This window comes from Exiguobacterium qingdaonense (genome assembly GCF_018617855.1).
Classification (GTDB): Bacteria; Bacillota; Bacilli; order Exiguobacteriales; family Exiguobacteriaceae; genus Exiguobacterium; species Exiguobacterium qingdaonense.
Map to the genome: position 1 here is coordinate 38,119 of NZ_JACSKY010000012.1, position 26,207 is coordinate 64,325.

A 26,207-nucleotide genomic window follows, 5' to 3' on the forward strand; every position below is an offset into this window, starting at 1 on the left:
TGTTCATTTTACAGTTTCTGATTGAATGACTTGACGTCGGCTCGCCACTTCTCTCATCCAACGTGCACTTTTTTTCGGTAATCGTTCCTGCGTCTCGAAATCCACATAGAACAACCCGTATCGTTTGTTGAATCCGTTCGTCCAAGACAAGACATCCATGAGAGACCAAAGGAAGTAACCACGAACCGACACACCCTGTTCAATCGCATCTAGAATAGCATTCAAGTGTTGGGCGATGTAGTCAATCCGAGGAGTGTCATCGATAGAACCGTCGATGAGATCGTCTTTGTACCCCATTCCATTCTCCGTCACGTAAATCGCGTTGTAATTCGGATATTGCTGATGAACTCGAACGAGCATGTCCGTCAACCCGGCAGGATAAATCGGCCAGTCCCAGTCCGTCGTGGGCACATCCGGATTGGACACACGTTTTCCGACTCCTTTTAAGCCAAACACGCTCGTCCCCTTCTCTCCCGTTCCATTATGATGAATCCCGCTTTCTCCATCATGAGCAGCAAGGAAGTGACTCGCATAGTAATTGACTCCGAGAAAATCGTTCTCTGCGCTCGCGCGCTCCAACCATTCCATGTCCCCTTCTTCAATCACAAGCGTCGTTTGTTGAATCGACATCAATCGTTCGATAACAGTCAACGTTTCCGTTGTATAACGTCCTTTCAAACAGGCGTCCAACATGAACTGGTTTGCCAAAACATCTTCCACATACGCCGCTTCCCGGTCTTCTTTTGAATCTGTGATCGGATACTTCGATTCGAGAATGTGGATGATCCCAACCTCTCCGTCTAGCCCCATTCGTTTATAGGCGTCCACGACTTTCGCATGGGCGACCATCATATGATGCATGGCTTGAATCGCCTTGGCGACATCATAACGAATGTTGGGAGGGAAATGACCGATGATGTACTGTCCTGCGACGACAGACCAAGGTTCATTAATGGAAACCCACTTCTTCACACGGTCCCCGAAGCGCTTGAAACATACTTCTGCAAATCGGACGAAGTGATCGATGTTATCACGATTCAACCAGTCCCCTTGATGGAATAGTGGGAGGGGCGTGTCGAAATGATGGAGCGTGACGACAGGTTCTACACCGTTCGCCAAACATTCATCGATTAACCGATCGTAAAATGCGAGCCCGTCCTCATTCACCTTCCCGGTCCCATCCGGAATGACGCGGCTCCAGGCAATTGAGATACGGATCCCGTTCAACCCGTACTCATTGGATAATTTCAAGTCAGTCGGATACTGATGATAAAAATCACTAGCTATATCTCCATTGAAACGGCTCTCGGGGCGATGCAAAAACTCATCCCAGTAACACGGACCGCGTCCCCCTTCGTTCACAGCACCTTCTGCTTGATAAGCTGCTGTTGCCGCACCAAAAATAAACTCTTCCGGAAATTGTCTCATTTCGATTCCACCTCTTTGTCTAGATTGAAAAGATTAGAGGGGCTGAGAATTGCCAGCCCCTTCCTTTAAATATGCTTCATCGCAAAGGCGAGCGCGCCTTTTGGATCACGACAAAGTGCTACATATTCCCCTCCCGATGTCGAGACGGCTTTCGTGTCACTCGATGCTGAATCTTTTTCCAACTCCCCAAGCATCGATGCCATTTGTGGAGCGAGAATAATCAAATCGAACTCTGAAATGACAGCCTTATGTTGACCGTACGCCATCGCAGTGGATTCAAGTTGTAACCCTTCTTCTTTCGCGCCTTTGGCGATCGCATTGGCAAGCATGCCGCTCGTTGCACCGTTCGCACAAAGGACGAGGACGTTATACGTTTTTGATGCATCTACCGGCTTCACGACACGTGCCTCTGTCGCGCTTGTCGCGATCTCAGCACCTGTGTCTGGGGTTTGTTCTTCTTCAAGTACGGCCAAACGCTCTTGTTCGACCAACTGTTTGTCGTACACTTTGAAGAACGGATAGTAAATTAACAAATCGATAATGATCAACGTCGGTGCGAGGATGAAGGCGAGCGGTGCGAATCCAGTACCGAGAATCAAACCGATTGGTCCAGGCGTCGTCCAAGGTAAGTTGTAGATGAACCCGTTCATTCCACCGATATCGATGAACGCCTTTAACAACCAAACGTTGACGATTGGTGCCGCGATAAACGGAATAAAGAAGACCGGGTTCAAGACGATCGGTGCACCGAATAGGATCGGCTCGTTAATTCCAAAGAGAACCGGAACAGAAGAAGCGCGACCGACCGACTTCAGCTGTTTTGATTTCGCCATGAATGCCATCATGAACGTGATGACGAGCGTGGCTCCGGTACCACCTAATGTGGCGATGAAGTATTGAGACCCCTGCGAGAGGACGTTCGTCGCCTGTTCCCCCGCTTGGAACAACTGTAAGTTTTGTTCGACGTTCGTGATATAAATCGCTGACACGGCTGGTTCCACAATCGATGGTCCGTGAATTCCGACGAACCAGAAGAAGGCCATCGCACCGAAGATTAAAGCAAGTCCCGGATAGCCGTCCGCTGCTGAGAAGAGGGGTTGGAAAATATCGATAATCCAAGCACTAAATCCCTCTGACGCAAAGCTTCGGAATACCATATCAAACACCCAGAAGAAGATGATTGACGTGGCAAGCGGAATCAAGTCAGCAAATGTTTGCGCGATGTTCCCTGGCACTTCTTTTGGCATCTTGATTGTAATATTACGCTTCACACAGAACTTATAGATGTTCGGAACGATAAAGGCGACCACAAAAGCTGTCAATAGCCCTTTCGTACCCATGAAACCGTTCGATAGACCTCCCTCGATTTGATCGACCCCAATCAACGCGAAGCCGATGATTGACACGACCATCGTCGAAACAGGGTTAATCTGTCTCGTCTTAGGAAGTTGACCATTGAACGTCTCTGTCAACGACTTTGCAATCGTCGCCGACATGAGAAGTCCGACTAACCCCATTGAGTATCCGTATGCTTTCATGAGTCGGTTGACCCATTCCTCACTTAAGTACACACCAAAAATGTTTGGGACAAATGCGATTAATAGGAAAATACTTGAGAATAAAATGACTGGAATCAAACTGATAAACCCGTCACGAATTGCCCGTAAGTATGGGTTATTCGAGATTTTTTCAAACGCTGGTTTCATTTTTTCAATGTTAGCGATTAAACCGTTCATGCCATTTCCTCCTTTACCGGTGAATGATCAAAGGGTCACTCGACCCATTCGTCTAAAATTAGTTTGATCGGCGGTATAGCTCGATCATATGTTGCATCATGTCTCTTAAAAGCATCGTCGTCATCAAGTGATCCTGACCATGGACCATGATGAAACCAAATTCAGCACCTTCGCCACGAGCTTCCGCCTGAATCATGCCCGTCTGTGTCGCATGCGCTTGCGAAATGGACTCGTCTGCTTGATTCACAAGCATTTCAGCTCGGTCATAGTCCCCTTCCTTCGCCGCCTCAAGCGCACGCATTAAATTCGATCGTGCGTCTCCTGCGTGAGCGACAATTTCCAAACCTACCAATGCTGACTCTTCTTTCGTCATGTTAAACTCTCCTTTTTGTTTGTTTTTTTTCGATATGTCATATCCACATCCATATAGTAGCACCACAAAGAACTCCTGTAAACGTTTTCAACCAAAATAATTATTATTTTTTATCTTTTTTGTTTTAAAATGTTCTATTTTATTTTTTTGGATTCTTTTCCTCTTCAAATACTCTCTTAATAAGTTATTCTGCCTTGGCGGACTGTTAATCTTTTGAAACCATTGCCCCGCTTTCCCTCGTTATACTGAAGAATGGATTCTAAAAAAAGGGAAATGTCCGCTTTAATTCAGAAAGGAAGTGGGGACATGCAACCACTCAAACGTACGACGTATATGCCCGGTCTTGACGGCTTACGCACGTTCGCTGTTTTGGCTGTGATGTTATATCATTTGAACGCACCTTACATATCCGGAGGATTCCTCGGGGTCGATGTCTTTTTCGTCCTGTCTGGCTATCTGATTACCGGAATTTTGATTCGTGAATGGACGAAGACCGGCACGATCAACTTGAAATCATTTTATTTGGCACGCTTCCGCCGGTTGTTGCCGGCCCTTCTGTTGATGTTGTCGCTCGTGATGACGTACGTCACGCTCTTTGATCGTTCCTTGCTCGATACGGTACGACAAGATTCGTTGGCCGCTCTCGCTTATGTGAACAACTGGTGGTACATCTTCCATGACGTCTCATATTTCGAAAGTTTCGGGAAGCCGTCACCGCTCCAAAACTTATGGTCGCTCTCCATCGAGGAACAATTCTATGCAGTGTGGCCTCTGATTTTACTCGCTGGACTCGCGTTCCGGAAACGGTTGCTTCAATTGGTTGCCGCGCTCCTCCTCGCCTCAGCTGCGTGGATGGCGTTCCGATATGTTCCGGAAGCCGACCCGAGCCGCGTCTACTACGGGACGGATACGCGCTTGTTCGGTCTGCTCATGGGAGCCCTTCTCGCGTTCGGCTGGCGCCCGGACACGTTCAAAGAAGCGATTCCCCGTATCGGCCGTCATATCTTGAATGGAACGGGCGCCATCGCGCTCGTTGCCGTGGTCGGAATCATCGTCAACGTGAACGCTTACGACACGTTCCTCTATTACGGGGGGTTCTTGCTCGTCGCCTTCTTGTCCGCCCTACTGATTGCCGCGGTGGCCCATCCAGCAACCGTTTGGTCACGTCTTTTTGGAAGCGCTTGGCTTCGTGTGATCGGCACGCGTACGTACGGCATTTATTTATGGCACTATCCCGTGATTATCTTGTCCACCCCGCTCGAGCGACTCGGCACGTTTTCACCACCACTCGCCGTCGGACAAGTCGCACTCACACTCGTCATTGCCGAATTGTCGTACCGCTTCATCGAGACACCGATTCGGCGGAATGGATTCACACAAGCGTTCCGTCAACTCGTATCGACGCCGACGCATCCGAGTGCACGCATTATGGCAACAGCTTGTGCGACCGCGCTCTCACTTGTACTTGTCGGGAATTTGACCATCCTGGCGTTCTCTGAATCAAAACAAGTACAAGAGGAGATTCCGGTCGTAAAAGTGCCGGGACCAAAAGATGAGTCCGACTCTTCGAAAGAACCGGAATCCGAAGAGACGGAAGAAGCCGAGACATCGACTGAAGGGAACACCGTCCCACCTGAAGAACCGAACATCCAAACGTGTCCACCCGCCCTCGCAATCGGTGACTCGGTCATGCTCGGATTGAACGAATATTTGGCAGATGCTTTCCCAAATCTGAAAATCGATGCCGAAATCGGACGTCAAGTCCGTGATGCGATCCCGGTCGCATCCGAGTATCAATCGTATAACGCCCCCGGTCACGTCGTGTTCCTTCATCTCGGGACGAACGGGGCATTCAAAATGGAGCAACTTGAGACATTGCTCAAGCAGTTCGAACGAGCAGATGAGATCTATTTGATCAACACACGTGTCCCCCGTCCTTGGGAGAGTGAGGTCAATGAAAAACTCGCACGGGCAAGTGAACTTCACGAGAACGTGTCCCTCATCGATTGGCATAAGCAATCAATCGGAAAGGAAGCATATTTCGAAAGTGATGGCGTCCATTTGAACGTGGAAGGAGCCGAGGCGTTCGGTCTCGTGATGAACGAAGAAATCGGCTGTCAACTAAACTAGGCTCTTGCGGGTGCAAGAGCCTAGTTTTTTAGATACATCGCCAGTAGTTTCACATACGCCAACACTTCACGAATCATGTACTTCCCTTTCGCAAGTGGCGGGGTCGGTGCATATAAGGCATCACTCTCGAGCTGAAAGTAAAGTTTTGCGATCAGACGGGCGCGCGGCACATGAAAATCGTTCGTCACGATCGTCACGCCTCGTTCTCCGTGCCAATAGGAACGACTCTGTTGAAAGTTTTCGATTGTCGACGTTGACGTCTCCTCAACATGTATGCGTGTAGCGTCAATCCCTTGCGCCATCAGTTCTCGTTTGATGACGCGTGCCTCTGCCATCCCCTCATCCGGTCCTTGTCCACCTGTTGCGATCAACTCGACGTGAGGATGCGCTTTCGCATACGAGGCGGCCACGTCAATTCGATGTTGGAGGGCTCGGGACGGACGGATCCCGTTCACCTTCGCCCCGAGGATCAAGACGAATCGGTATGTTCCAGTCGCATTCGTTCTCAATGAAGTCACCCCATACAAATATAATCTCCTTCAACGATACGTTAAGAAAGCAAGAAATGCACGAGTCCGTTCTTTTTCCAAATTAAAGTCATTATTTTGTCATATATATGAAAAAGTCATATCAAATAGCCAAATAATGTTTTATGATAAGAGAGGCAAGATTTCCTCAAGGAGGACTGGTGACCTATGAACGATTCAGATAAATGGTTATCCACCCGCTTCTTGTATACACGCGATGCCCGACTGTTTGCAGAGATTGAAGTCATCGAGCTCGACCCGTTCCACTATAAGTTCGTGATCCATCCGACGCCTCTCGGTGCCGGGGAATCTCCTTATATGCGACAAGGTCCCCTCGACTCAGATCATCTTCCCTCTGCATTTGCCGATGTGAGCCGTGTCTATACGAGACAGCTCGATTGTTTACGTGCCGCGACACGTCTCGTCTCGTCGATTGGACCGGCTCGCTTCACAACCCATTAATCTAAAAGAACGGAGTCGCATGAATAGCGACTCCGTTCTTTTTATCTTGCAGATAGTTTGACGATGATATACAAAAAGAGAACTTCAAAAAAAGAAGTTCTCTTTGAACACGTCATGATTCCGTTTCGTCCGATAGTCGCTGAATTTCGATTCGTAACCTGTTGATTTCAGCGGATTGTTTCTCATGCGTCTCTCGAAAGTGATTGAGCCGTTGCTTCGTCGTCTCCAGTTCGTCACGAATCTGTTCTAGCCGTCGTTCACGGTCTGCTAACTTCCAACTACAGATCCGATTCGAACGGCGAGAATGGAGTTGATCGTAACGAATGAATGGATAGCGGTCAGCCAAATCCATCTCTGACATGCCCTCTTCCACCACTTGTTCGAGCACGTCGAGAAGACGTCGTTGCGACTGTTCGTCCCGAAAATGTTCATCGACGAGCGCGGCCGAGAACCGAGCGAGGTCTTGTCTCGTCGCCTCATCCATCAGCTCGAGAATCGCATCCCCGATTTGTCCCGATGTATACCCGTCATATTTCGTCCCGATCCCGCCAAAGTTTGTGCTCGCAATATCTTGCCACGTCGAAGGCGTGACCAGACCTTGATAGCTTTTGCTCCCGACAGCGATGGTCGGTTTGCCGACCGCCATCCCTTCCAGCGCAGAACGCCCCGGGGCGATGACGAAGTCAGCATGATGCATCGCCTCGGGAAGGTCGCCTTGGCCTAGCCAACCGAGCCACTTGATTGTCTGACCCGTCCCTTCGAGCGCTTCGTGATATCGCGATTCATATTTTTCTCGTTGCGTCCCGTCTCCGACAATGAGCCAATCGATTGGTAAACGTTGAACTCGCCCGTCTTCCAGCGCGTCAAGAAACACATCTAGGATAAACAATTTGTCGGCATCCAGTCGCGAGGTGAACAAGCCCGTGACACGTTCTGACGAAGGACGCGTCGCAGTCGGTACGAACGCGGCATCGACACCGTTCGGAATGACGAGGAGTTTTGACTCGAGTGCCGGACAATGGTCAGTGAGATGGGTCGCGATCCGTTCCGAGACGGCAATCACACGTGTGACGCTCGGATGGTACTGCTCAATCTCATCATGATACATCCCGTGGATGACGAGGACGAACGGGATTCCGTTCGCCTCCGCAACCGCGATGCCGAGTTGACGCGAATCGAACGGGTGCGCATACACGACATCGAACGCTTGCGTCCGCACCTCAGCAATCACACGGTTGACGTCCTCATTTGAATAATCTGTATGGATGACCTGACCGCCAAGCGCCTCTACTTCCTCTGCAAACGGACCGGGCTTACTGACGACGGCCACCTCATGTCCCTCGCGAATGAGCGTCTTCACAGAAGATAAGACGTGTCGATGAAGCCCACCCATCGCGGAATGAAAAAATACCGGTAACAATATGTTCACTACGAGCACCTGCCTTTTCTAAAGGTCGGTTCTATCATAGACCTTCTTGATACATCGAACCGAGCCCTGTGATTCGGTCGTTGTGTAGGAACAGAACCGCATCGACCTCGTTCTCTCTCGCGTATTCGGCGATGCTCACATCGTAGTCATCAAAATAGCGGACATCGAGTGCCGATACCGTTCCGAATGACTCACCGAGATAGCCGAGCAGCGGGTTCGCGTAAGAATCTTTCAACACGAGAAGATGATCGTCATTCTCGGGACTCTCTTGCGTGATTTTCGCAAGGGCATAGTTGTCACCCATAAACAAGTTGTAGTAGTTCGTGAAGTCGTCTGTGTTTGTTAAGACGTCTTTGTCGAGGACGCCATGTCCACAGTCGTCCCCGTTCCGGCAGACCGTTGTCGTGAACCCGTCTTTCGGTTCAAGATACGTGAACGTGTCCGCCGATTCGACGTACGGCATCGAGATTTCACGGGCATGTGACCCATAAAACGTCCCATCGACCGTTTTCACGTCCATGTCTTCAGCCGTCAACACCGGTGCGTCCGGGAACTGTTCGCCTAAACGGTTCATAATTTGACCGTATGCGAGAAATGCCCCTTCCGCTCGCCAGTGGTGATCGGTTTTGAAGTAGACGTCCTCTTTCGGCTCGTCCCCGAGCGTGTCCTCTAGGTCGATGAGTGGAATGCCGTTCTCCTCCACACGGGCGTGTAACTCGTCACGATTCTCCGCATCCGCCGACTCGACATAATCCGGGAAGACATGCTGCCGCTCCGCATAGACCGGTTTACTCGGTGCCGATGCAAAATAGGACGGGATTCCCGCGTCATCCATCTCTTGCTTGAACTCCTTGAAGAATGCGCCGAGTGAAGAATATTGACTTTCATTCGCATCCGGTGCATATAAAAATTCATCGATGCTGATGACACCGTTATTCATCTGTTGTTGCAAGACGTTCCGTTGAACCCATGCTTGCGTCTCAATCCACAAGTTCCGCTCGAACACTTGATCGTTCGCCGCGGTCTCGAACTCTTCCATATACGACCCGTCTAATACCGTTTCGACAGACGGCTCGGGACGTTGTGCCAACATCCGTCCCTCACTGTCAGAGCGTTCCTGCTCCGTTCCGAAGGCGTAGACGGTGAGCCCATAAAACAGGGTGCCGAGGAAGCCGAGCAAGAGGATGCTGTTGACCACCCAAGAGATGCGCCGTCCTTTCGACCGGACCTGTTCGCTTTTCGTTTGATGTTCCATCGTCAGCCCTCCTTAGAACCGGAAATAAATAAACGGGTTGAACGTGCTCGACACGACATATGAAATCGAGATCCCGAAAATGAGCAAGATATAGGCTGCTCGTGCAAGACCCGCACTCGCGGCAAGAATCGGGCGTTCCGTGTTCACCTCGTGACGCAAGAAATGAGCGACCACTCGTTTCGGAAGCGGTGTCGCAGCAATCACTGCCAACAACAGCACCGTTCCATACTGCACGAGATAGAAGTATGCCGTTTGGTCGAACAGTTCGCCACCGTGTAAACCGAACATGACTTGGAGATAGGCAATCGCGTATGGGAAATCATCGGCACGGAAGAATACCCAACCGATGACGACGACGAAAAGTGTGAACGCATGCGCGAGCCATGCCGGCCACGATGCAATCCATTTCCCGAGAAATGCCCGCTCAAACATGATGAAGACCCCATAATAGAGACCCCAAGCGATGAACGTCCAGCTCGCACCGTGCCATACCCCGGTCAACAGCCAGACGATCGTCAAGTTGCGATACGTCTTCCACGGCCCTTGACGGTTTCCGCCGAGCGGGATGTACACGTAGTCGCGGAACCAGCTACCGAGCGAGATGTGCCAGCGACGCCAAAACTCAGACACCGACTTCGAAATGTACGGATAATTGAAGTTCTCGAGGAAATGGAACCCAAACATCCGTCCGAGACCGATGGCCATGTCCGAATAACCGGAGAAGTCGAAGTAGATTTGTAACGAGTAGGCGATGATCCCGATCCAGGCGAGTGTCGTCGACAGGTCCCCGGCCGATTGACTGAACACTTGGTCGGCCACGTACCCGCAACTGTTCGCCAAAATCATCTTCTTCCCTAAACCGATGACGAATCGTTGGATTCCCGAGACGAAGTCATCGACCGTCTCACGGCGGTCCACGATTTCATCCGCGACCGTCTGATAGCGGACGATCGGTCCGGCAATGAGTTGTGGGAAGAACGAAACGTAGAGCGCCAAGTCGAATAAGTTCTTTTGGAGCCGTCCGTCGTTCCGATACACGTCGATGACGTAACTCATCGCCTGGAACGTGAAGAATGAGATCCCAAGCGGAAGCGGGATGTCCGGGTCGTTCAGCGAGAAGCCGAACACCGAATTGACATTCTCGACGAAGAAGCTTGCATACTTGAAGACGCCGAGCATCCCGAGGTTCCCGAGAAGCATGAGCGTCATCGTCCATTTAATTTTCTTTGCGTCATTCCGATACTTATCGACCATAAAGCCGAACGTATAGTTCATGACGATGGACGCGAGCATGATGAGGACGAAACGCGGTTCGCCCCATGCGTAGAAGAATAAACTCGCGATGAGTAAGATCGTATTCTTCAGCCAGCGCGGTGATACGAAATACAGCAACAATACAGCCGGCAAGAAATAAAATAGAAATACCGTGGAACTAAATAACATACCGAATGGTCCCTTTCTCCCTTAAGACTTGCTTCCTTAGCGGAACGTCACATAGAGGTCATCGAAGCGTACCGTGGTCGGTTCGAGCGTCTCGACGATGTATTTGTAAGACATCTTGAAATACGTGGCCCCTTCCATCTGCTTCACGACTTCTTCAATCGGATTGTTCCCCGGATTCAACGTGAGTGCGAAACGCTTGTTCGACAGGCGTTCCTCTTCTGAATACTGCATGACGTATAGTTCGAATCGAACGCTGCGATCACCCTCGACATAAACCGATGTCTTCACTTCCATCGTCTCCCCTTCATCCATCTTGGCATCGGCCAAGAAAATTTTAGACGGTGGAATTTCAAACTTTAAATCAAACAATTGGACATAGATGGAGTCCGTCAGCGCTTCTGGTGAAAACGTGACCTCTGTCTTAAATTCTTCTTCGCGCATCGTCAAATGATTCTTATGCGTCCCGCGTGGATAATAGTGATAGATTGCGGGACGGATTCGCTTCGTTGACATACAAGCACCTCCGAGTAAATAGGATGATGGTATAGAAAAGAGTTGCTGTGCCGGGCACAAAACAACTCTATTCGCTTTCATTTAGTTGGCAAGGATGGCATCGACGATTCGACGTGACGCCTCACCATCACCGTATGGGTTCGATGCTTGTGACATCGCTTTATAAGCTGTTTCGTCAGACAAGAGCTCATCAGCAAGCGAGAAGATGTTCTCTTCTTCGATTCCTGCGAGTTTGAGCGTTCCTGCCGCCACACCTTCCGGACGTTCTGTCGTGTCACGAAGGACGAGGACCGGCACTCCGAGAGACGGTGCCTCTTCTTGTACGCCGCCTGAATCCGTTAAGATCAAGTGTGACGTCGCCGCATAGTTGTGGAAGTCGAAGACATCGAGTGGTTCGATCAAGTGGACACGATCGACATCGTGAAGGATCTCGTTCGCGAGTTCACGGACGACCGGGTTCATATGGACCGGATACACGACTTCAATGTCGTCATACTTCTCGATCAAACGACGGACCGCGCGGAACATGTTACGCATCGGCTCGCCAAGGTTTTCACGACGGTGCGCCGTCAACATGACGAGACGACGGCCTTGCGAACGGATGCTGTCGAGCAACTCGCTCGCATAGTCGTCACGGACCGTCGTCTTGAGCGCATCGATGGCCGTGTTCCCTGTGACGAAGATCATCTCTTCATTCTTGCCTTCGCGAAGGAGGTTGTCACGCGATGTGTCCGTCGGTGCGAAGTGAAGGTCAGCCATGACACCCGTCAACTGGCGGTTCATCTCTTCTGGGAATGGTGAATATTTGTTATGTGTGCGCAGGCCAGCCTCAACGTGACCGACCGCGACTTGATTGTAAAAGGCTGCAAGTGATGCCGCGAACGTCGTCGTCGTGTCCCCATGGACCAAGACGATGTCTGGCTTCGTTTCGGCGATGACTTCGCCCATTCCTTTCAATACGCGTGACGTGACATCGTAAAGCGTCTGCTTGTCTTTCATGATGTCGAGGTCGTAGTCCGGTTTGATCTCGAACAGCTCGAGCACTTGGTCAAGCATTTGACGGTGCTGCGCTGTCACAACGACAATCGGTTCTACCCCTTCACGTTTTTTCAACTCAAGTACGAGTGGTGCCATCTTGATGGCTTCTGGTCGCGTCCCAAAGACGGTCATGACTTTTTTCATAGGTCGTTTCGCACGGTCTGACTTCGCCGTGCTTCCTCCTCCCGATTGCTCACGCCTCGCTCGATACAGCGACCGACGAGTGACGTGTTTGTAGTTGTTCTTCTGTCAGCGGTGGCAAGATGTACGTCTCCCCGAGCTCCGTCGCGTCGACGACCGTCGTACGACGTTTGAGCTTATCGGTTTTGAACGCGTCTTGTTGCTCTTTTGACAAGTTGCGGAACCATTTCAAAAACTTGTTGTACTCCCGGACGACTTCATCGACCGGTCCATACTCGCGCACTTCTCCGAACTCGAGCCAAAGACCGAGCGTACAGAATTGACGGACTTGTGAGACCGAGTGACTGATGAAGAAGATCGTCTTACCTTGATCTTTGAATTCGTTCATCTTGGCGAGACATCTGTCGGTGAACGTCTGGTCTCCGACAGATAGCGCTTCGTCGATGACGAGGATGTCCGGGTCGACATTGATTGAGATGGCGAATCCGAGACGGGACTTCATCCCACTCGAATACGTTTTGACCGGCTGATGGATAAAGTCGCCGATATCAGCGAACTCGATGATCGCAGGAGTCAAATCGATGATCTCCTGTTTCGTCATCCCGAGCATCAAGCCTTTGAGCTCGATGTTCTCCAGTCCCGTCAAGTTGCCGTTCAACCCGGAAGAAATCGCGATCAACGCCGTCTTCCCGTGGAGTTCAATCTTTCCGTGGGTCGGTGGCATCACGTCAGCCAACAAGTTCGACATCGTCGACTTCCCTGACCCGTTGATCCCGATGATCCCGACCACTTCCCCGGGCGGAACTTCAAACGAGACGTTCCGGAGTGCGTAAAACTGTTTGCCGCCTGCTTTACTGAAGAAGATTTCCTTCAGTTTGTCAGATGGCTTGTTGTAGAGCGTATATCGTTTCGATACGTTTTCAAATTTAACCTGATACATATGGTCCTCCTCAAATGTAGTCGATGAAGTGTCGACGGAAACGCAAATGAATCATCGACCCGGCGAAGAAGAGAACGAAGACGATGGCCCAGTAATAGAGACCGTACGCCCAGTTAGTCGCCAACCAGTCGCTTCCGAGGAACATCGACCGATACCCTTCGACTAAATAATAGAGCGGATTGATTTGTAGGATACTCGCGAGATTCGCCGGCGGTACCCAAAAAATTGGTGTCAAGTACATCAACATCCGCATCATCGATTGAAGAAGGTTTTGAATATCGCGCACGATCGTCGTGAGCGCGGACGTAATCAAGGCGAGCGAATAAAGTAGCGCAAGTGCGCTGAACGCCAAGTAGATAAACCAAAGAGAATGCAGCCCCATCGGGAATCCGAATGCCCACATTAAGATGAACGATACACCGACTAACGCCACGTGGCGATAGAAGAGTGCGAGCAAGACGTATGCCGGAATCGTCGAGATTGGGAAGCTCATTTTGGAGACCATGCCGATTTTTGAATAGACGGACCGGGCCGTCGAGGTGATTGCCGAGGCGATAAAGAACCAGACGACGATCCCTGCGACCAACCATGGCAGAAACGGCACGCCATCAATCGGCCTGCCGCTTCGAATACCAAATCCAAATACGAACCAGTAAACTCCAATCTGCAATAACGGTGTCACGAACTCCCATAAAAATCCGAGGTACTGCATCGAGTTGTTGCTTCGCGTCTCATATGTCGCGAGACGGAAAATCAAGTACAAGCTCGATTTTAGCTCTGAAAGAATAGCTTTCGCGGATTTAAACATGTTCATTCACCTGAATCAAAGAACGAGATTCGTTTCCTTTGTATATTTATAGAGGTTGCCGTAGTTGACGACCGCTACGTCATCACCTTCTGCCTTCACGATGTTACGTGTGTCGAAGATCATCGGGCGGCGCATCGATGCGTTGAGTTCTGCGAAGTCGAGAACTTTAAACTCGTTGTGGTCAACCAATACGAGGACGAGGTCCGCGTCTTTAAGTGCTTCTTCTTTTGAGACGAGCTCGAAACGGCTCGATGTTGATTTTTCAACGTGTGAATCGTGAACCGAGATGTTCACGCCACGGTCGAGCAACAATTCAGCGATCTCAACCGCCGGGCTCTCACGCATGTCGTCGACGTTCCCTTTGTATGTCACACCAAAGACAGCGACTTTCGCGTCTTCGATTCCAGCGATCAACTTTTGAACGTTGTCTGCGACGTAGTGTGGCATCGAGACGTTCGTCTCACGTGACAAGTTGATGATTTTCGCAAGGTCAGGTGACTTCGCGACGATGAAGTACGGGTCGACCGCGAGACAATGTCCGCCGACGCCAGGACCTGGGCTGTGCAAGTTGACGCGTGGGTGCTTGTTCGCCATCTCGATGACGTCAAGGACGTTGATGTCCAAGTCGTTACATACTTTCGCGAGTTCGTTCGCGAGGGCGATGTTGACGTCACGGAACGTGTTTTCCATGAGTTTCGACATCTCTGCCGTCTTCGCATCCGTCTTCACGATTTCACCTTCAACGAACGTACCGTAGACGCGTGCGCCCGCTTCTGCACATTCTGTCGTGATTCCACCGACGATGCGGTTGTTGTACACGAGTTCATGAAGGATTTGTCCAGGCAAGACACGCTCTGGGCAGTGTACGAGGTAGATGTCTTCACCGACAGTGAATCCAGCCTCTTCGACGAGCGGCTTCACGAAGTCGTCCATCGTACGTGGCGCGATCGTAGACTCGACGATGATGACGTTGCCTTTTTCAACGAATGGCAACACTTTGCGTGTCGCATCCAAGACGTACGTCAAATCGCACGATTTGTGCTCGTCGTCGTTGTTTGGTGTCGGGACCGCGATGATGAAGGCATCCGCTTTCTCTGGTGAGAGTGATGCACGGAACTTCCCTTTTGCCACGACATCTGCGACCATTTCGCCGAGACCTGGCTCTTCAATGTGGATCTCTCCACGGTTCAATTTATCAACAACGTGTTGTGAAATATCGACTCCGACGACGTCGATGCCATAGTTTGCAAAGACAGCCGATGTCGGTAATCCGATATATCCAAGACCTACTGTACATACTTTCATTGTGTCGTAACCTCCAAATGTTTTCATGCGCTTTTTTGACAGCACATTGTCCATCATTTTATTTCACATTCGATAATAAAACAATACTCATTATACTCTTGAACAATTCTTTGGTGCAATTACATTTTCATGACAATGTCGTCGCAAATTGTTCGTGCGTTTTACCTGAAATGATTTGTTCCATCTCTCGATAGAGACGATCGAGCGCAAAATGTTTACGGGCGTATGCCTGATAGGCTTTTGCGTCCGTCATCAGCTTCTCGGTCTCTTCTTTATAAGACAAGATCGTATCGACAAATGTTGTCGTGTCCGTGACGAGCAGCTCGTCCGGGTAAATCGTCTCCGCTCCCGTCCAGTGGCGAATGAGCGGGTATGAGCCTGCTGCCATCGCCTCGGCCGGAGCGAGGTGGAAACTCTCTAGATCGCTCGTCGAGAAGACGAAGCCGATCGATTGGAGCCATGTGTCGACGTCACTCCCGTGTCCGTCGAAGTGGACGTGGTCGCGAAGACCCGACTCGTCGATCCGTTTCAATAACGCCTCGTAGTACGCACTCTCTTCTTCCCGTTTGCCAATCCAATAGACGTCTTTAGGGTGATGCCCTTTGAAATGGAGCTCGTACCGTTTATCCGTCTTCAATAGCTCTTCAAGGACATCGAGCGCGAGGTCCGGACGCTTCAGTTTCGGGTTCATCCCGATCATACCGAGACGGAACGTCAAGTCGTCCGCTCGTTTCGGCTTGTCGAGCTTGTCCGCATCGACGGCGTTGTAGATGACCGTCATCTGATGACGCGGGATACTGAAGAGACGATGCATCTCTTCTAACATATACGGCGAGACGAGGATGATGCGGTCGATGTTGTCGAGCGCATATTCCCGTGGAAATGGTGTCTCTTTTTCCTGACGATGGATCCGGACGATGAGACGCTGATGCGGCAGTTTATGTTGCGAGTACCAGACGGCGTTGCCGAGGCCCCACTCACAGAAAATGACGTCTGCCTGCGCGAGACATGCCTTACTGTGATTCACATCATGAATCTTGTGTCCGTCCCACTCGTCGACAAGGATCCGATAGTTCGGGTCGGCCTCGAAACGCTCCATGAACATGCGGATGAATTTCAAGTCGTGACCGGCGAAGAGGATCGTCGTCTTCTGCATCTCCCAAATCGCGTCGCGGAGACGCTCGAACGTGCTGGCGAACGTATAGTTCTTCGCCATGCTGTAAAGGCGTTCCGCCGCATCCTTATAGATGGCCGGATGGGTGAAGGCGAGCTCGACTTTCTCGATGAACTCGTCTTCCGAGTTGACGAAGAGCGGGTAGCTCGACCCGAGCAACATCTCGTGCATCTTGTTGCGGTTGAGGAGGACCGGCTTGCCGAGCGCCCCATATTCGAGAAGTTTCGTCGACAATTCGAGGCTGTCGTCAAGGTCCGGGTGGCGCCACGAGATACCGATATCGCTCTCTTCGATGAGCGTCTCGACGTCCGCACGCGGAATCCCTTTCAACCAGTGCACCCCCGCATCCTTCTGGAGGCGATGGGTCACTTCTTTACGGAAGTCCGGGTTGTTCGGGTCTTGGTTGAACTTGTCCCCCGCCACTTTCAATTCGACGTCCGGCATCCGGACTCGTACCTTCTCGAGCGCGTCGAGAATCTCGGCCGAGTACCAGAGCGGCGCGAATTTACCCGTATAGACGAGACGTTTCGCCTGACGTTTGAGCGTCGGTGTCGTCTCGCGCATGTTCGGGATCATCGGGTTCAAGATGAGGAACGGCTTCGGCGTCTGTAAAAACGTCTCGAAGTACGCCTTCATCTCCGCTGTCTGACAGAGCATGCGAGCCGAGCGGTCCGCAATCTTCTTCAGACGCGCCAACTCTTCTTGTGACGCGGCCGACGAGTCGTGCGTGAAGTCCGTGAGGTATGTCCACGTCTTTTTCATCGTATGCTCATATTCAGAGAGCGCATAGGCGAGCTGGAACCCACGGATGAACGTCATGTCATACTGTTTCGTCTCGACGAGCTCGTGGATGAGTTGGGCCGCCTCTTCCGGCTGGAGCACCTTCTTCTCATAGTACGGCTCGTCTTTCTTTGTCGAGTCTTCCGTGAAGACGTCGATGAAGCGGACGCGGTCGAGCTGTTTGATCGACGCCGTCACTTCCGGTTTCACGATCGAGCGCTTCAAGAGCACGTCGACCTCGATGTTCGGGTCCTGGTTCAACATATGCACGACCGACGTGAGCCAGATGGCCGAGCCGTCGATCAAGTTCAAATTGACGTCCCCGTATACGAGGATCCGTAGCGGCTTTTTCGTCATAACGTTACCTCCTGACGGTCCGCTTCATCCATGGCGGCACCGGCTTTCACATATTGATACGGGTCGACACTGAAGATGCGCTTCCCGGAGCGGGCGAGTTCGTTCAAGCTCTCGTCCGCTTCAAAGATGTGAAGCGCCTCCTCGACTGTATAGAAGCGGAGTGCCGACGGCTGCACGATCGAGCGGGACGGTGTCGCGTCAAACACATAACGATACGACTCGTCATGGTCCTGTTTGACGAGCTTGCCGTCGTACGCATAGTAATCCTCTTTCGTGAGGACATCCGCTTCCGCATAGCGTGCCGCGAGCAGATAATCGCTCAAGTAGTTCGGACCGTAATAATCGTCCGACTTCAAGTGGGCGACCCAATCGTACGACTCGACCATCTCGGTGAACGACGTGTAGTGCGTCAAGTAGCTGCGCATATACGTCGAGATCGACGGCGTGTTGTACGTGTTGTATACGTCGATGTGATCCTCGAACTTATCGAGGAACATCATGAGGTGTTTATGCTCGTAGTTCTGTGCCTCGAACTGACTGACGACACGCTCCGCTTCTTCGCGTGACTTGATGAAGGCGACGACGGCAATCTTCTCGTGGTCGACGCGGTATGGGATGCCGATGTCTTGGACGATTTTCGCCAGACGCTGCGTATACGTGTGGTATGTCAATACGTGACGCATCCCGCGCATCGCGATATCCTCATAGAACGAATCATCCGTCATCAAGCGACGGAATGTCTCGTCTAGGTCAGACTCACCGTCGTCGAGGAAGACGTAATCGCCGAGCATGGCGTCGACACCGACAGAGCGTGTGCTGACGACCGGGGTCGCACAGGCGAGCCCCTCGAAGACGCGACGTGAGAACATCGTCGGAGAGTCGTTGACCGAGTTGACGTTCAACATCACTTTATACCCTTTATACGCCTTGGCAATCTGGTTATATTTCAAACTGCCGCGAATCGAGTGACGGAACTGTTCCGGGAACTGGAGCTGGTCGCTCTCTCCGCGTTGGTTGATCGCATAGTTGCGGTCGTAAATCGCCAGACCGTACTTGTCCGCCGCCGCGAACAGGCGGTCCATGTCGGCTTTTCGTGACTCGTGGCGGTTCGCGTAATACGAACCGGCGAAACAAGCGTACGGCTCGCGCGTCCCCGGTAGGCGGATCGGGTTATGTTCTTTCGGCTGGGCCGCGAACGGTAACGCGTCGACGCGATCATGACCACAGTCCTCTTTATAGTCCGGGACACGGTTCATGTCGGTCGTATACACATAGTCGAACCGCTTCGCCGTCTCGATAAAACGGTCGTAGTGGATCGGGTCCTCTTTGTTCCAGAAGACGGTCGGGATGTTGTGATAACGGCACCAGGCGAGGAGCGCGTCGAGCTCTTCCCACGTGTTCGTGCCGTATTTGACGATTTTCTTCTCCCACGCGCCGGCATTCCCTTTCCACGCCGACTCGACGACGAGAAGGTCCGGTTGCTCATCGAGGAGCACCGTCTTCCAGTTGTCCGGTGTGAACGTGATGAGTTGACATTCCGGCTTGTAGGACGCCATCGTGAACTCATCGAAGATGGCCGCGACCTTCAGTTCATGAAGCTCACGCGGGGTAGGTGCGAAGAAGCGTGCCTCGCGCACGTCCATCCACGTCGGGTTTTCCGTACCGTCGCTGACGAGCTCCTCGGCGACACGGATGCGGTCGACACGTGCCTCACCGACACCGTCGACGCGAAGGGCGAAGCGGAGGAAACGGATGCCACGGTCGAAATAGAACACTTTCTCGCTCCCGATTTGAACTTGTTGCATGATCTGACGCTCCGTCGCCGAGTAGGCGATGATGTAAAGGACGACGTTCGCCCCTTCATCGGCCACGCCGTCGAGCGTGACGCGGTAGCGACTGTTCGCCTTCACTTCATACGGGAATTCCGTCGGGAGCAACTTGAAGCTGTTGTTCATCTCGGCATACGAGATGTAACGGCGTTGGTCGTCCTCACCTTTCAACTGGACGACAAGCTGGTCATCCCGGCTCTTCAACTTGATGAGGTCCGGTGCCGGGATCGTCCACATGTCCGGCTTGAGCGACAAGACGTCCTCGCGACGGACGCTCTTCTCGCGAATCATCCCGATATTTAAGTTCTCAAGTTGCCCGGACCCGTTCACACGTACGAAGTAACGGATAGAACGGTGTGACGGCGCGATGCGGACGATACCACTTAGTCCGAGCGGCACTTCGATCAGACGGTCCTGCCCGGACACCGTATACGTCGCGATGAAGAGCGACGCGTCCGCTGTTCCCGTACGGTCCCCTTTCAAATAGAAACGATATAAGTCGTCGTCCATGTCACCCGTCTCAAAGTCGATGCCACGTCCCGTATCCATGTGTGGAAGCGCGACCTCGTCGACGCCGTAATGCGTGTATTGGTTCCCTTCGGCACGCACGACGAGCGTGTCCCCGTCGAAGTGTGCGATCTCACTCTGTGGTTTGAGGGAGCGGAGTGACGTCGCCGTGAGCGGATAACGGAAGTCGAAAGCGTCGAGCGATACGTTCGCCGCCGTCCCCTCGACCATCCAGAGCGAGCGCTTGCCGAGCATGAGCTCGACGAGGCTGAACGCCCCCGCCCCGTTCACTTCAAGATGGGCCCGGACGATCTGTTCGCCCATACCGAGCGTCACATCGACCTGGTCACCGTCCTGAACCGTGACGTAACGGGTACGTCCGCCTTTACGGACGACCTCTAACGTCAACGTCGGCATCAATCCCTCACGTGATTTGACGCGCATCGTCGTTGTGAACGTCTTTTGCCCCGACTCGACCACGTCGTTCACCGAGATGATGTCTGAACTCGCGTCCGGTCGGTACGTCAAGGTGACCGGTTCGTCGCCGGAGAAGACGAGGTCCGTCCCTTCCACATGTACGTATGGTGAACGTGTATACCAGTTCGGTACGACTTCTCGTAGTTGATGCGATTTGTTCGGTCGCTTCAACACTTTACGACCGAGTCGCTTCGACCGTTGTACCCCAAGGTAAGCGGCGCGACGTGCTTTTTTCTGCCAATCCATCCTCATATCCTCCAAATCATCGGTTCTCTCGAATCCGATTCTTTATTTGCGAATGCGTCGTGCGACAGCTTGTGCCTTCAAAATGGCTTTACCAGCTTTTGATTGCACAAGGCGACGATACTTCTTGTTCAACACATCGTATTTACGTTTCACGTCCGTGAGCGCTTGCTCTTTCTTTTCAAGCGCCTGGACGGTCCATTCGAACGTATAGAGCAGGTCGCCATACTTTTGAACGAGGCGACGATGTTTTTGCCGTAGCACCCGCTCGTCGTGCTTCAAATGACGAATCTCTTGTTCCTGAAGTTTGATTCGCTGCTTCAACAATCCGATTTCTTTTTCAAGTTCATTGCCCATGGTCTCACCTCACAAGTATGCGTCAAAATAGAGACGCTTCAATTCTTCTGTTTGTCCTGATTCATATAAGTCGACGAACTGTTTCACGATCGGCGTCTCTAGTTCCATCGGACGATACTGTTCGATGATTTCATAAAGCATCCCGGCGTTGTCGAAGAACTCTTCCGGCTTGCTGCGACGTAAGAAGACGAGGTACCACATCGAGAAGAACCGTTCGAATCGAGTCGAGCGGTATTGGTCGAGCACGCTTTCACGAGCGAACGCTTTCGCCCGTGCCGTCTCCCGGATGACACACTTCATAAAGTATTTCTTCGTGATCGTATTGACCGTCGAACCGGCGACGGCCGCGTAATAGTCGTGAATCGTCAAGTCGAGCAGGGCGACCCGTCCCGCGCTGAGGAACATCTCTTGGAAGAAGAGCGAATCTTGCCCGACGGCACCGATGACCTGTTTCAAATCGTGTTTCTGGATGAAATCTTTTTTGATGACCATCGTCTGGATGCTCTGCACTTTGAAGTTGTGTTCGAGCAAGTACGCCCGTGGGTCCTCGATGACGCGAACGCCATCTTTCTCGAGGTCTTCTAACTCGATCATCGCTTCACGGTTCGCAAGCTTCAACATGCTGCCGACAGAAAGGTCGAGCGCGTCATCCTCTTGCATGACACGGAACAGTGCCGCATAGCCGTCGTTGACCGCTTCGTTGTCCGGGTCAAGGAAAGCGATGTATGGCGTCGTCGCGAGCTCCACTCCTTTGTTCCGTGGACGCGAGGCACTGCCGCTGCCGCCATCGTTGAACGAATACGTGTAGACGTTCGGATATTTCCGGACGAGACGTTCGATATAGCCGATCGTCTCCTGGTCCGTCGAACCGTCGTCGACGAGCCAGATTTCCATGTCTTCAAACATCGAACTGCGACGAAGGCTTGAGAAGCATTTGTTGTATAGGTAGCGACCGTTGTTGTAAATCGGGACGATCATCGACAGTTTGTAATCACCCGGTTCGTTCGGAACGAGCACATCGTCTGCCGCGAGCAGTTCGAAACGGTCGATGGCATAACCTTGTCCTTCGATGCGGCGGTTTTCTTGGATCATCTCAAGCGACACGTCACCTGCTGCGAACATCGTCAAGGCCACGTCGGTGTAGTCCTCCACGAACTCATGGACGATGTCCTGCCCTTTCGTCACGAATGAGACGTCCGTGTATTTGAAGGCGTTGACCATGTCCTCCACATAGTAGTCGAGGTAGTGATGACGGTCGTCGAACACCGTCACGAAGTCGGCAGTGCGTAGGTCGACCTCTTGTAAGTCCGCTTCGGCGACGAAGCGTTTATGCGGATACGACTGACGCTCGAACTGTTCGCGTGTCATCGTCACGTCTCCACGACCGATGACGAGGACGTCACGACGAATCTCATGATGGAGGCCGAGAATGAACATCATCTCGCTGAAACGGTCGTACATCGTATGATTCGAGAAGATTGTGCGGACACCGGACAACTGATGCTCCAGACGCTCTTCGGCTGTCTTGAACATTTCTAAAATCCCCTGGGCGTCCAAGGCACTCGTCGCGATGAACACGTTCGGGAAGTCGTTGTTGACGGCGACGTTATAATTCGTCAAGACGAGCTGTCCCCGTGCCTGCGCCTCATAGATCGCTTGCGCGCTCATCGTCGGGCTATGCTTCACTTCATTAACGTGAAGCGCCCAGCTCGACGTCTCTTTCAGCTTCTCCGTGTCCTCCTTGTCCCCATGGACGAGGACGTCGTGTAGCGACTTCGGAGCGCGTGTCGCTTTGGACTCATCCGTCTCACGAATCACATAGAGATCTTTGTTCGCATCGCGGACACCTTGTGCGAGCGTCTCCAAATCTTTAGAGAAACGCTGGACCGGGAATCGGTTCGTGACGACGACACGGTCCGTCCTGCCTCGCGTCATGCCGATCGGATTGAAACGGAGCGGGTCGATGCCCGGACGGATGACGAAGACGCGTTCGTGTCCGGCTTCTTCCATATAATCCGTCACCCGTTCCTCGTTTGCCGTGAAGATGTAGTCACATTGTGTGGCAAGTGAAGAGAAGCGGTCGAAGTGATTCGTATCGAGCGTCGTCTCGAAGACGACACGGATGTCCTTTTGCTTCGCCTTGCGAATCAAATTTCCGAGCCAGTGACGAGAGTGCGAGCGTGGCGTCCCCATGTGATGGAATGCCGTCGTCTCTTCTTCCGTGAGCGCTGCCGAGATGAGCAGGAAGTCGATCTTTTCTGCTTCGAGCAACTCTAAAAAACCTGTCACGTTCTCGAATAGATGGGTGTGACAAAGACGTTCGAGCTCCTGGGCCCGCTTCACCGGTCCGACGAACGCGACATGTACGTTCGCCTTCTCATAAAAACTGCTCCCGTTCGACTCGACGCGTGTCGCATCCAGTTCAGGGAGGCGCTTCCGGGCAGCTTCTAATTCTGCCTGCAATGCGGTTTGTTGTTCCTCGAACAGTTTGTCATCTAGACGTGGGCGTTGCGCCTGTCTCGACAAAGAAGGGAGCTCATCTAAAGTAATCAAGTCATCCCCGTCCAAAGCCTCTTTTCGGTTGACCCGTTCTTTTTCTTCTTTTAACCACGCGATGTGCGCCTGCACGTCGCGTAGCGTCGCTTTTACATCCATACGTCCGCTCCACCTTTTTTAAGTAATCAGTATTTCTTCATCTTATCGTATCTTAACAGAGTTGTATGTCGGTCGCAATTTGATGACAACTGTACGAATCGGCGTTTTTCATTAAAAAAAGACGGACCCATAGGTGGATCCGTCCCGAAAACAATTATTCACTTACTCTGCTGCGTTGACGTCGACAATCCGTCCTTCAACAGCTGGTGTGACTTCTTCACCGAGGCTGATCAAGTGATTGCGGAAGTTTTCCCAGTCGATGAGACCGAGGTCATTGACGCGGCCTTCATCAAATGCCTTCTTGAACTCAACGTAGTTGTCCCCGCCTTGCGCTGTGAAGAAGTTCGTCGCGACTTTGTAGCTTGTCGCATCTTCGACATCCACGTACTCTGTTCCGTTGTCATACTGCAAGCTGACGATGCGCTCGCCGGCTGGTTTCGAGCTGTCGAACAACACCTTGAATCCAGACACATGGAGGAAGCCGCCATTTTCGATTGGATAGACACCTACGCTACGCTCGAAGGCCGCCTTCAATTCGCTACCTTTCAAGTCCATGATAGCGAGCGTGTTTCCGAACGGTAACGTCGTCAACACTTCACCTGTCGTGATCGGACCTGCATCGATTGCCTCACGGATTCCTCCACCGTTTTGAACGGCACCGATGACGCCTGCGTCAAACTCTTTCGCTTTCGCGAGCATGCCGTCTGTGATCAAGTTACCGAGTGGCGTCTCGTTCTTACGAACACTCGGAGCCGTCACGTCGCCTTTGTCACGTGGATTCTCAAGGGCTGCCGTAAGAGACACGCCGATTGGGTCTTCACTGATCGCATCCACGACTTCTTTGAACGGTGCGAGAAGCGACACCGCATACGGATCCGGTTGAAGGTCGCGGACGTCAATCAAGCTACCTGCATGCGTGACGATTTTTCCGTCTCGGTCGAACTCGACATCAAGCGTCCCGAGGAATTGACTGTATTGGTCCGCTTGGACGATCAACGTCGGCTCCGTCTTGCCTTCTGTGATCTTGACAGGTTCAGTCAAACGCGTGTGCGTATGACCACCGATGATGATGTCGATGCCATCCACGTTTTCAGCAAGCAACAAGTCGTTGTCGAATGCCGGGTTGTCGTTGTAACCAAGGTGTGACACGGCAACGATTTGGTCGACACCCATCGCCTCGAACGCATCGACCGCTTTTTGTGCTTCGACGATATAATTTTGGAACTCGATCGGTCCCGGGCTTGCGATTGACGCCGTCTCTTCCGTCGTCAAGCCGAAGAATCCGACCTTCTCCCCGTCGACGACTTTGATGACGCCTTCGTATAAACGACCGTTATACGCTTTGTCCGTCGTTTCGTCGCGGTAAAGGCTCTTCATGTATTGGTCTTTTGAATAGTCCACGTTCGAGCTGACGAACGGGAAGTTCGCATAGCGGACGAAGTCGGCAAGTTCTTTATGCCCGTCTTCCGTCCCGAGATCGAACTCGTGGTTACCTGGCACCATCAAATCGTATTTCATGTAGTTCATGAGCTTGAGGTCGGCTTGACCTTTGAACTCGTTGAAGTAGAGCGATCCTGAGAAGACGTCCCCTGCGTCGATCAAGAGGCTATCCGGCTTCTCGGCACGGACTTGCTTGATTGCCGTCGCACGGTTCGGAGCGTATTTGAGCGCCGCATGCGTATCGTTCGTGTGCATGATTGAGAGCTTGTATCCCTCTACTTTATAAGGCACTTCAAGTGTGATCGTTTTTCCACGGTTTTTATATGTAGCCGTCGCGACAAATTCGCCGACTTCATCTGTGCTGATCCCGCTCCAACGAACCGGTTTTTCGTACGTGCCGCTCGCGAATCGTACATCTTGCTTCAAGATGCCGACCGCCGCCTTGCCTTGTTTGAACACGAGTGGTTCAGACGGTGGGAGAATTTCAATCGGATGGTCGAGGACGCGGACGCGCTTCTCGATATACATCCCTTTGCCAAGGACGATCCCACGTGCAGTTTGGAATGTTCCGAGCTTCTCAAGGTCGACACTTGATTTGTACCAGTGAACTCGCGCCCCTTTATATGTAGCATCGAGTGCCGCATCCAAATCTCCCTTGTATACATATGCCGACTTCGCTTTCACGACCGGTACTTTCGGTGCAGCTTCAGTGACGACCGCCGGTGTGAGCGATGCCGTCGATACGGCTGCTACAGCAAGTGCTGTATACAGTTTACGTGATGATTTTTTTGCCATGTCCAATTCCCCTTTCGGATTTGCAAACAGGACACACGAAGGAAAGCGCTTACATACTTCGACTT

19 protein-coding genes are annotated in these 26,207 nt (G+C 51.9%); 2 read left to right on the forward strand and 17 right to left on the reverse strand.

Annotation, left to right across the window (positions count from 1 at the left end):
- Window positions 1-3 precede the first annotated feature (3 nt).
- The 3 genes from lacG to KNP00_RS12035 all read right to left on the reverse strand — a co-directional run bounded on the left by lacG (window position 4) and on the right by KNP00_RS12035 (window position 3,537).
- Entirely contained in the window at window positions 4-1,428 is a 1,425-nt protein-coding gene (lacG, locus tag KNP00_RS12025; RefSeq protein ID WP_215145602.1) for a 6-phospho-beta-galactosidase, read from the reverse strand.
- Window positions 1,429-1,493: 65 nt separating this feature from the next.
- Window positions 1,494-3,164: a PTS transporter subunit EIIC gene (locus KNP00_RS12030; protein WP_215145604.1), complete on the reverse strand. Its 1,671-nt coding sequence runs from the start codon at window positions 3,162-3,164 to the stop codon at window positions 1,494-1,496.
- A gap of 58 nt (window positions 3,165-3,222) precedes the next feature.
- Entirely contained in the window at window positions 3,223-3,537 is a 315-nt protein-coding gene (locus KNP00_RS12035) for a PTS sugar transporter subunit IIA (RefSeq protein WP_215145606.1), read from the reverse strand.
- Window positions 3,538-3,843: 306 nt separating this feature from the next.
- Between KNP00_RS12035 and KNP00_RS12040 the strand changes: the two genes are divergently transcribed.
- Window positions 3,844-5,667, forward strand: a complete 1,824-nt coding sequence (locus KNP00_RS12040) for an acyltransferase family protein (RefSeq protein WP_215145608.1) — start codon at window positions 3,844-3,846, stop codon at window positions 5,665-5,667.
- Window positions 5,668-5,687: 20 nt separating this feature from the next.
- On the opposite strand, the gene KNP00_RS12045 is transcribed toward KNP00_RS12040, so the two are convergent.
- Window positions 5,688-6,176: a YdcF family protein gene (locus tag KNP00_RS12045; protein ID WP_215145610.1), complete on the reverse strand. Its 489-nt coding sequence runs from the start codon at window positions 6,174-6,176 to the stop codon at window positions 5,688-5,690.
- A gap of 186 nt (window positions 6,177-6,362) precedes the next feature.
- Here KNP00_RS12045 and KNP00_RS12050 point away from each other — a divergent pair, with 186 nt between their 5' ends.
- Window positions 6,363-6,656, forward strand: coding sequence for a hypothetical protein (locus KNP00_RS12050; protein WP_215145612.1), 294 nt, complete (start codon window positions 6,363-6,365; stop codon window positions 6,654-6,656).
- A gap of 112 nt (window positions 6,657-6,768) precedes the next feature.
- On the opposite strand, the gene KNP00_RS12055 is transcribed toward KNP00_RS12050, so the two are convergent.
- From KNP00_RS12055 to KNP00_RS12115, 13 genes are all read right to left on the reverse strand, one after another.
- Window positions 6,769-8,085, reverse strand: a complete 1,317-nt coding sequence (locus KNP00_RS12055) for a glycosyltransferase family 4 protein (protein WP_215145614.1) — start codon at window positions 8,083-8,085, stop codon at window positions 6,769-6,771.
- Window positions 8,086-8,119: 34 nt separating this feature from the next.
- Window positions 8,120-9,340, reverse strand: coding sequence for a DHHW family protein (locus KNP00_RS12060; protein ID WP_215145616.1), 1,221 nt, complete (start codon window positions 9,338-9,340; stop codon window positions 8,120-8,122).
- Between the two features lie 12 nt (window positions 9,341-9,352).
- On the reverse strand, window positions 9,353-10,783 hold the full coding sequence (locus KNP00_RS12065; protein ID WP_215145618.1) for an MBOAT family O-acyltransferase: 1,431 nt from the start codon (window positions 10,781-10,783) through the stop codon (window positions 9,353-9,355).
- A 36-nt stretch (window positions 10,784-10,819) separates the two neighbouring features.
- On the reverse strand, window positions 10,820-11,296 hold the full coding sequence (locus KNP00_RS12070) for a hypothetical protein (protein ID WP_215145620.1): 477 nt from the start codon (window positions 11,294-11,296) through the stop codon (window positions 10,820-10,822).
- Window positions 11,297-11,377: 81 nt separating this feature from the next.
- Window positions 11,378-12,478 carry a non-hydrolyzing UDP-N-acetylglucosamine 2-epimerase gene (wecB, locus tag KNP00_RS12075; protein WP_215145628.1) on the reverse strand — a complete coding sequence of 367 codons (1,101 nt, stop codon included), beginning with the start codon at window positions 12,476-12,478 and terminating at the stop codon, window positions 11,378-11,380.
- A gap of 49 nt (window positions 12,479-12,527) precedes the next feature.
- Entirely contained in the window at window positions 12,528-13,415 is an 888-nt protein-coding gene (tagH, locus tag KNP00_RS12080; protein WP_215145630.1) for a teichoic acids export ABC transporter ATP-binding subunit TagH, read from the reverse strand.
- Between the two features lie 10 nt (window positions 13,416-13,425).
- A complete protein-coding gene (locus tag KNP00_RS12085; protein WP_240542875.1) occupies window positions 13,426-14,223 on the reverse strand; it encodes an ABC transporter permease in 798 nt (265 codons plus the stop codon).
- A 15-nt stretch (window positions 14,224-14,238) separates the two neighbouring features.
- Complete coding sequence (locus KNP00_RS12090) at window positions 14,239-15,528, reverse strand: nucleotide sugar dehydrogenase (protein ID WP_215145640.1); 1,290 nt, start codon at window positions 15,526-15,528, stop codon at window positions 14,239-14,241.
- Between the two features lie 127 nt (window positions 15,529-15,655).
- Entirely contained in the window at window positions 15,656-17,839 is a 2,184-nt protein-coding gene (locus tag KNP00_RS12095; protein ID WP_215145642.1) for a glycosyltransferase, read from the reverse strand.
- Window positions 17,836-20,898, reverse strand: coding sequence for a CgeB family protein (locus KNP00_RS12100; RefSeq protein ID WP_215145644.1), 3,063 nt, complete (start codon window positions 20,896-20,898; stop codon window positions 17,836-17,838). Before KNP00_RS12100 ends, KNP00_RS12095 begins: the two co-directional genes overlap by 4 nt.
- Before the next feature lie 42 nt (window positions 20,899-20,940).
- Window positions 20,941-21,252, reverse strand: coding sequence for a hypothetical protein (locus KNP00_RS12105; RefSeq protein ID WP_215145646.1), 312 nt, complete (start codon window positions 21,250-21,252; stop codon window positions 20,941-20,943).
- A gap of 9 nt (window positions 21,253-21,261) precedes the next feature.
- Window positions 21,262-23,907, reverse strand: a complete 2,646-nt coding sequence (locus KNP00_RS12110; RefSeq protein ID WP_215145648.1) for a glycosyltransferase — start codon at window positions 23,905-23,907, stop codon at window positions 21,262-21,264.
- Between the two features lie 162 nt (window positions 23,908-24,069).
- Complete coding sequence (locus KNP00_RS12115; RefSeq protein WP_215145650.1) at window positions 24,070-26,142, reverse strand: bifunctional metallophosphatase/5'-nucleotidase; 2,073 nt, start codon at window positions 26,140-26,142, stop codon at window positions 24,070-24,072.
- Window positions 26,143-26,207: the final 65 nt, after the last annotated feature.

What these genes read in the sequence shown, in the direction of transcription:
- lacG (WP_215145602.1), bottom strand. Translation starts at nt 1,428, where the DNA reads ATGAGACAATTTCCGGAAGAGTTTATTTTTGGTGCGGCAACAGCAGCT.
- KNP00_RS12030 (WP_215145604.1), bottom strand. Translation starts at nt 3,164, where the DNA reads ATGAACGGTTTAATCGCTAACATTGAAAAAATGAAACCAGCGTTTGAA.
- KNP00_RS12035 (WP_215145606.1), bottom strand. Translation starts at nt 3,537, where the DNA reads ATGACGAAAGAAGAGTCAGCATTGGTAGGTTTGGAAATTGTCGCTCAC.
- KNP00_RS12040 (WP_215145608.1), top strand. Translation starts at nt 3,844, where the DNA reads ATGCAACCACTCAAACGTACGACGTATATGCCCGGTCTTGACGGCTTA.
- KNP00_RS12050 (WP_215145612.1), top strand. Translation starts at nt 6,363, where the DNA reads ATGAACGATTCAGATAAATGGTTATCCACCCGCTTCTTGTATACACGC.
- KNP00_RS12060 (WP_215145616.1), bottom strand. Translation starts at nt 9,340, where the DNA reads ATGGAACATCAAACGAAAAGCGAACAGGTCCGGTCGAAAGGACGGCGC.
- KNP00_RS12065 (WP_215145618.1), bottom strand. Translation starts at nt 10,783, where the DNA reads ATGTTATTTAGTTCCACGGTATTTCTATTTTATTTCTTGCCGGCTGTA.
- KNP00_RS12070 (WP_215145620.1), bottom strand. Translation starts at nt 11,296, where the DNA reads ATGTCAACGAAGCGAATCCGTCCCGCAATCTATCACTATTATCCACGC.
- wecB (WP_215145628.1), bottom strand. Translation starts at nt 12,478, where the DNA reads ATGAAAAAAGTCATGACCGTCTTTGGGACGCGACCAGAAGCCATCAAG.
- tagH (WP_215145630.1), bottom strand. Translation starts at nt 13,415, where the DNA reads ATGTATCAGGTTAAATTTGAAAACGTATCGAAACGATATACGCTCTAC.
- KNP00_RS12085 (WP_240542875.1), bottom strand. Translation starts at nt 14,223, where the DNA reads ATGTTTAAATCCGCGAAAGCTATTCTTTCAGAGCTAAAATCGAGCTTG.
- KNP00_RS12090 (WP_215145640.1), bottom strand. Translation starts at nt 15,528, where the DNA reads ATGAAAGTATGTACAGTAGGTCTTGGATATATCGGATTACCGACATCG.
- KNP00_RS12095 (WP_215145642.1), bottom strand. Translation starts at nt 17,839, where the DNA reads ATGACGAAAAAGCCGCTACGGATCCTCGTATACGGGGACGTCAATTTG.
- KNP00_RS12100 (WP_215145644.1), bottom strand. Translation starts at nt 20,898, where the DNA reads ATGGATTGGCAGAAAAAAGCACGTCGCGCCGCTTACCTTGGGGTACAA.
- KNP00_RS12105 (WP_215145646.1), bottom strand. Translation starts at nt 21,252, where the DNA reads ATGGGCAATGAACTTGAAAAAGAAATCGGATTGTTGAAGCAGCGAATC.
- KNP00_RS12110 (WP_215145648.1), bottom strand. Translation starts at nt 23,907, where the DNA reads ATGGATGTAAAAGCGACGCTACGCGACGTGCAGGCGCACATCGCGTGG.
- KNP00_RS12115 (WP_215145650.1), bottom strand. Translation starts at nt 26,142, where the DNA reads ATGGCAAAAAAATCATCACGTAAACTGTATACAGCACTTGCTGTAGCA.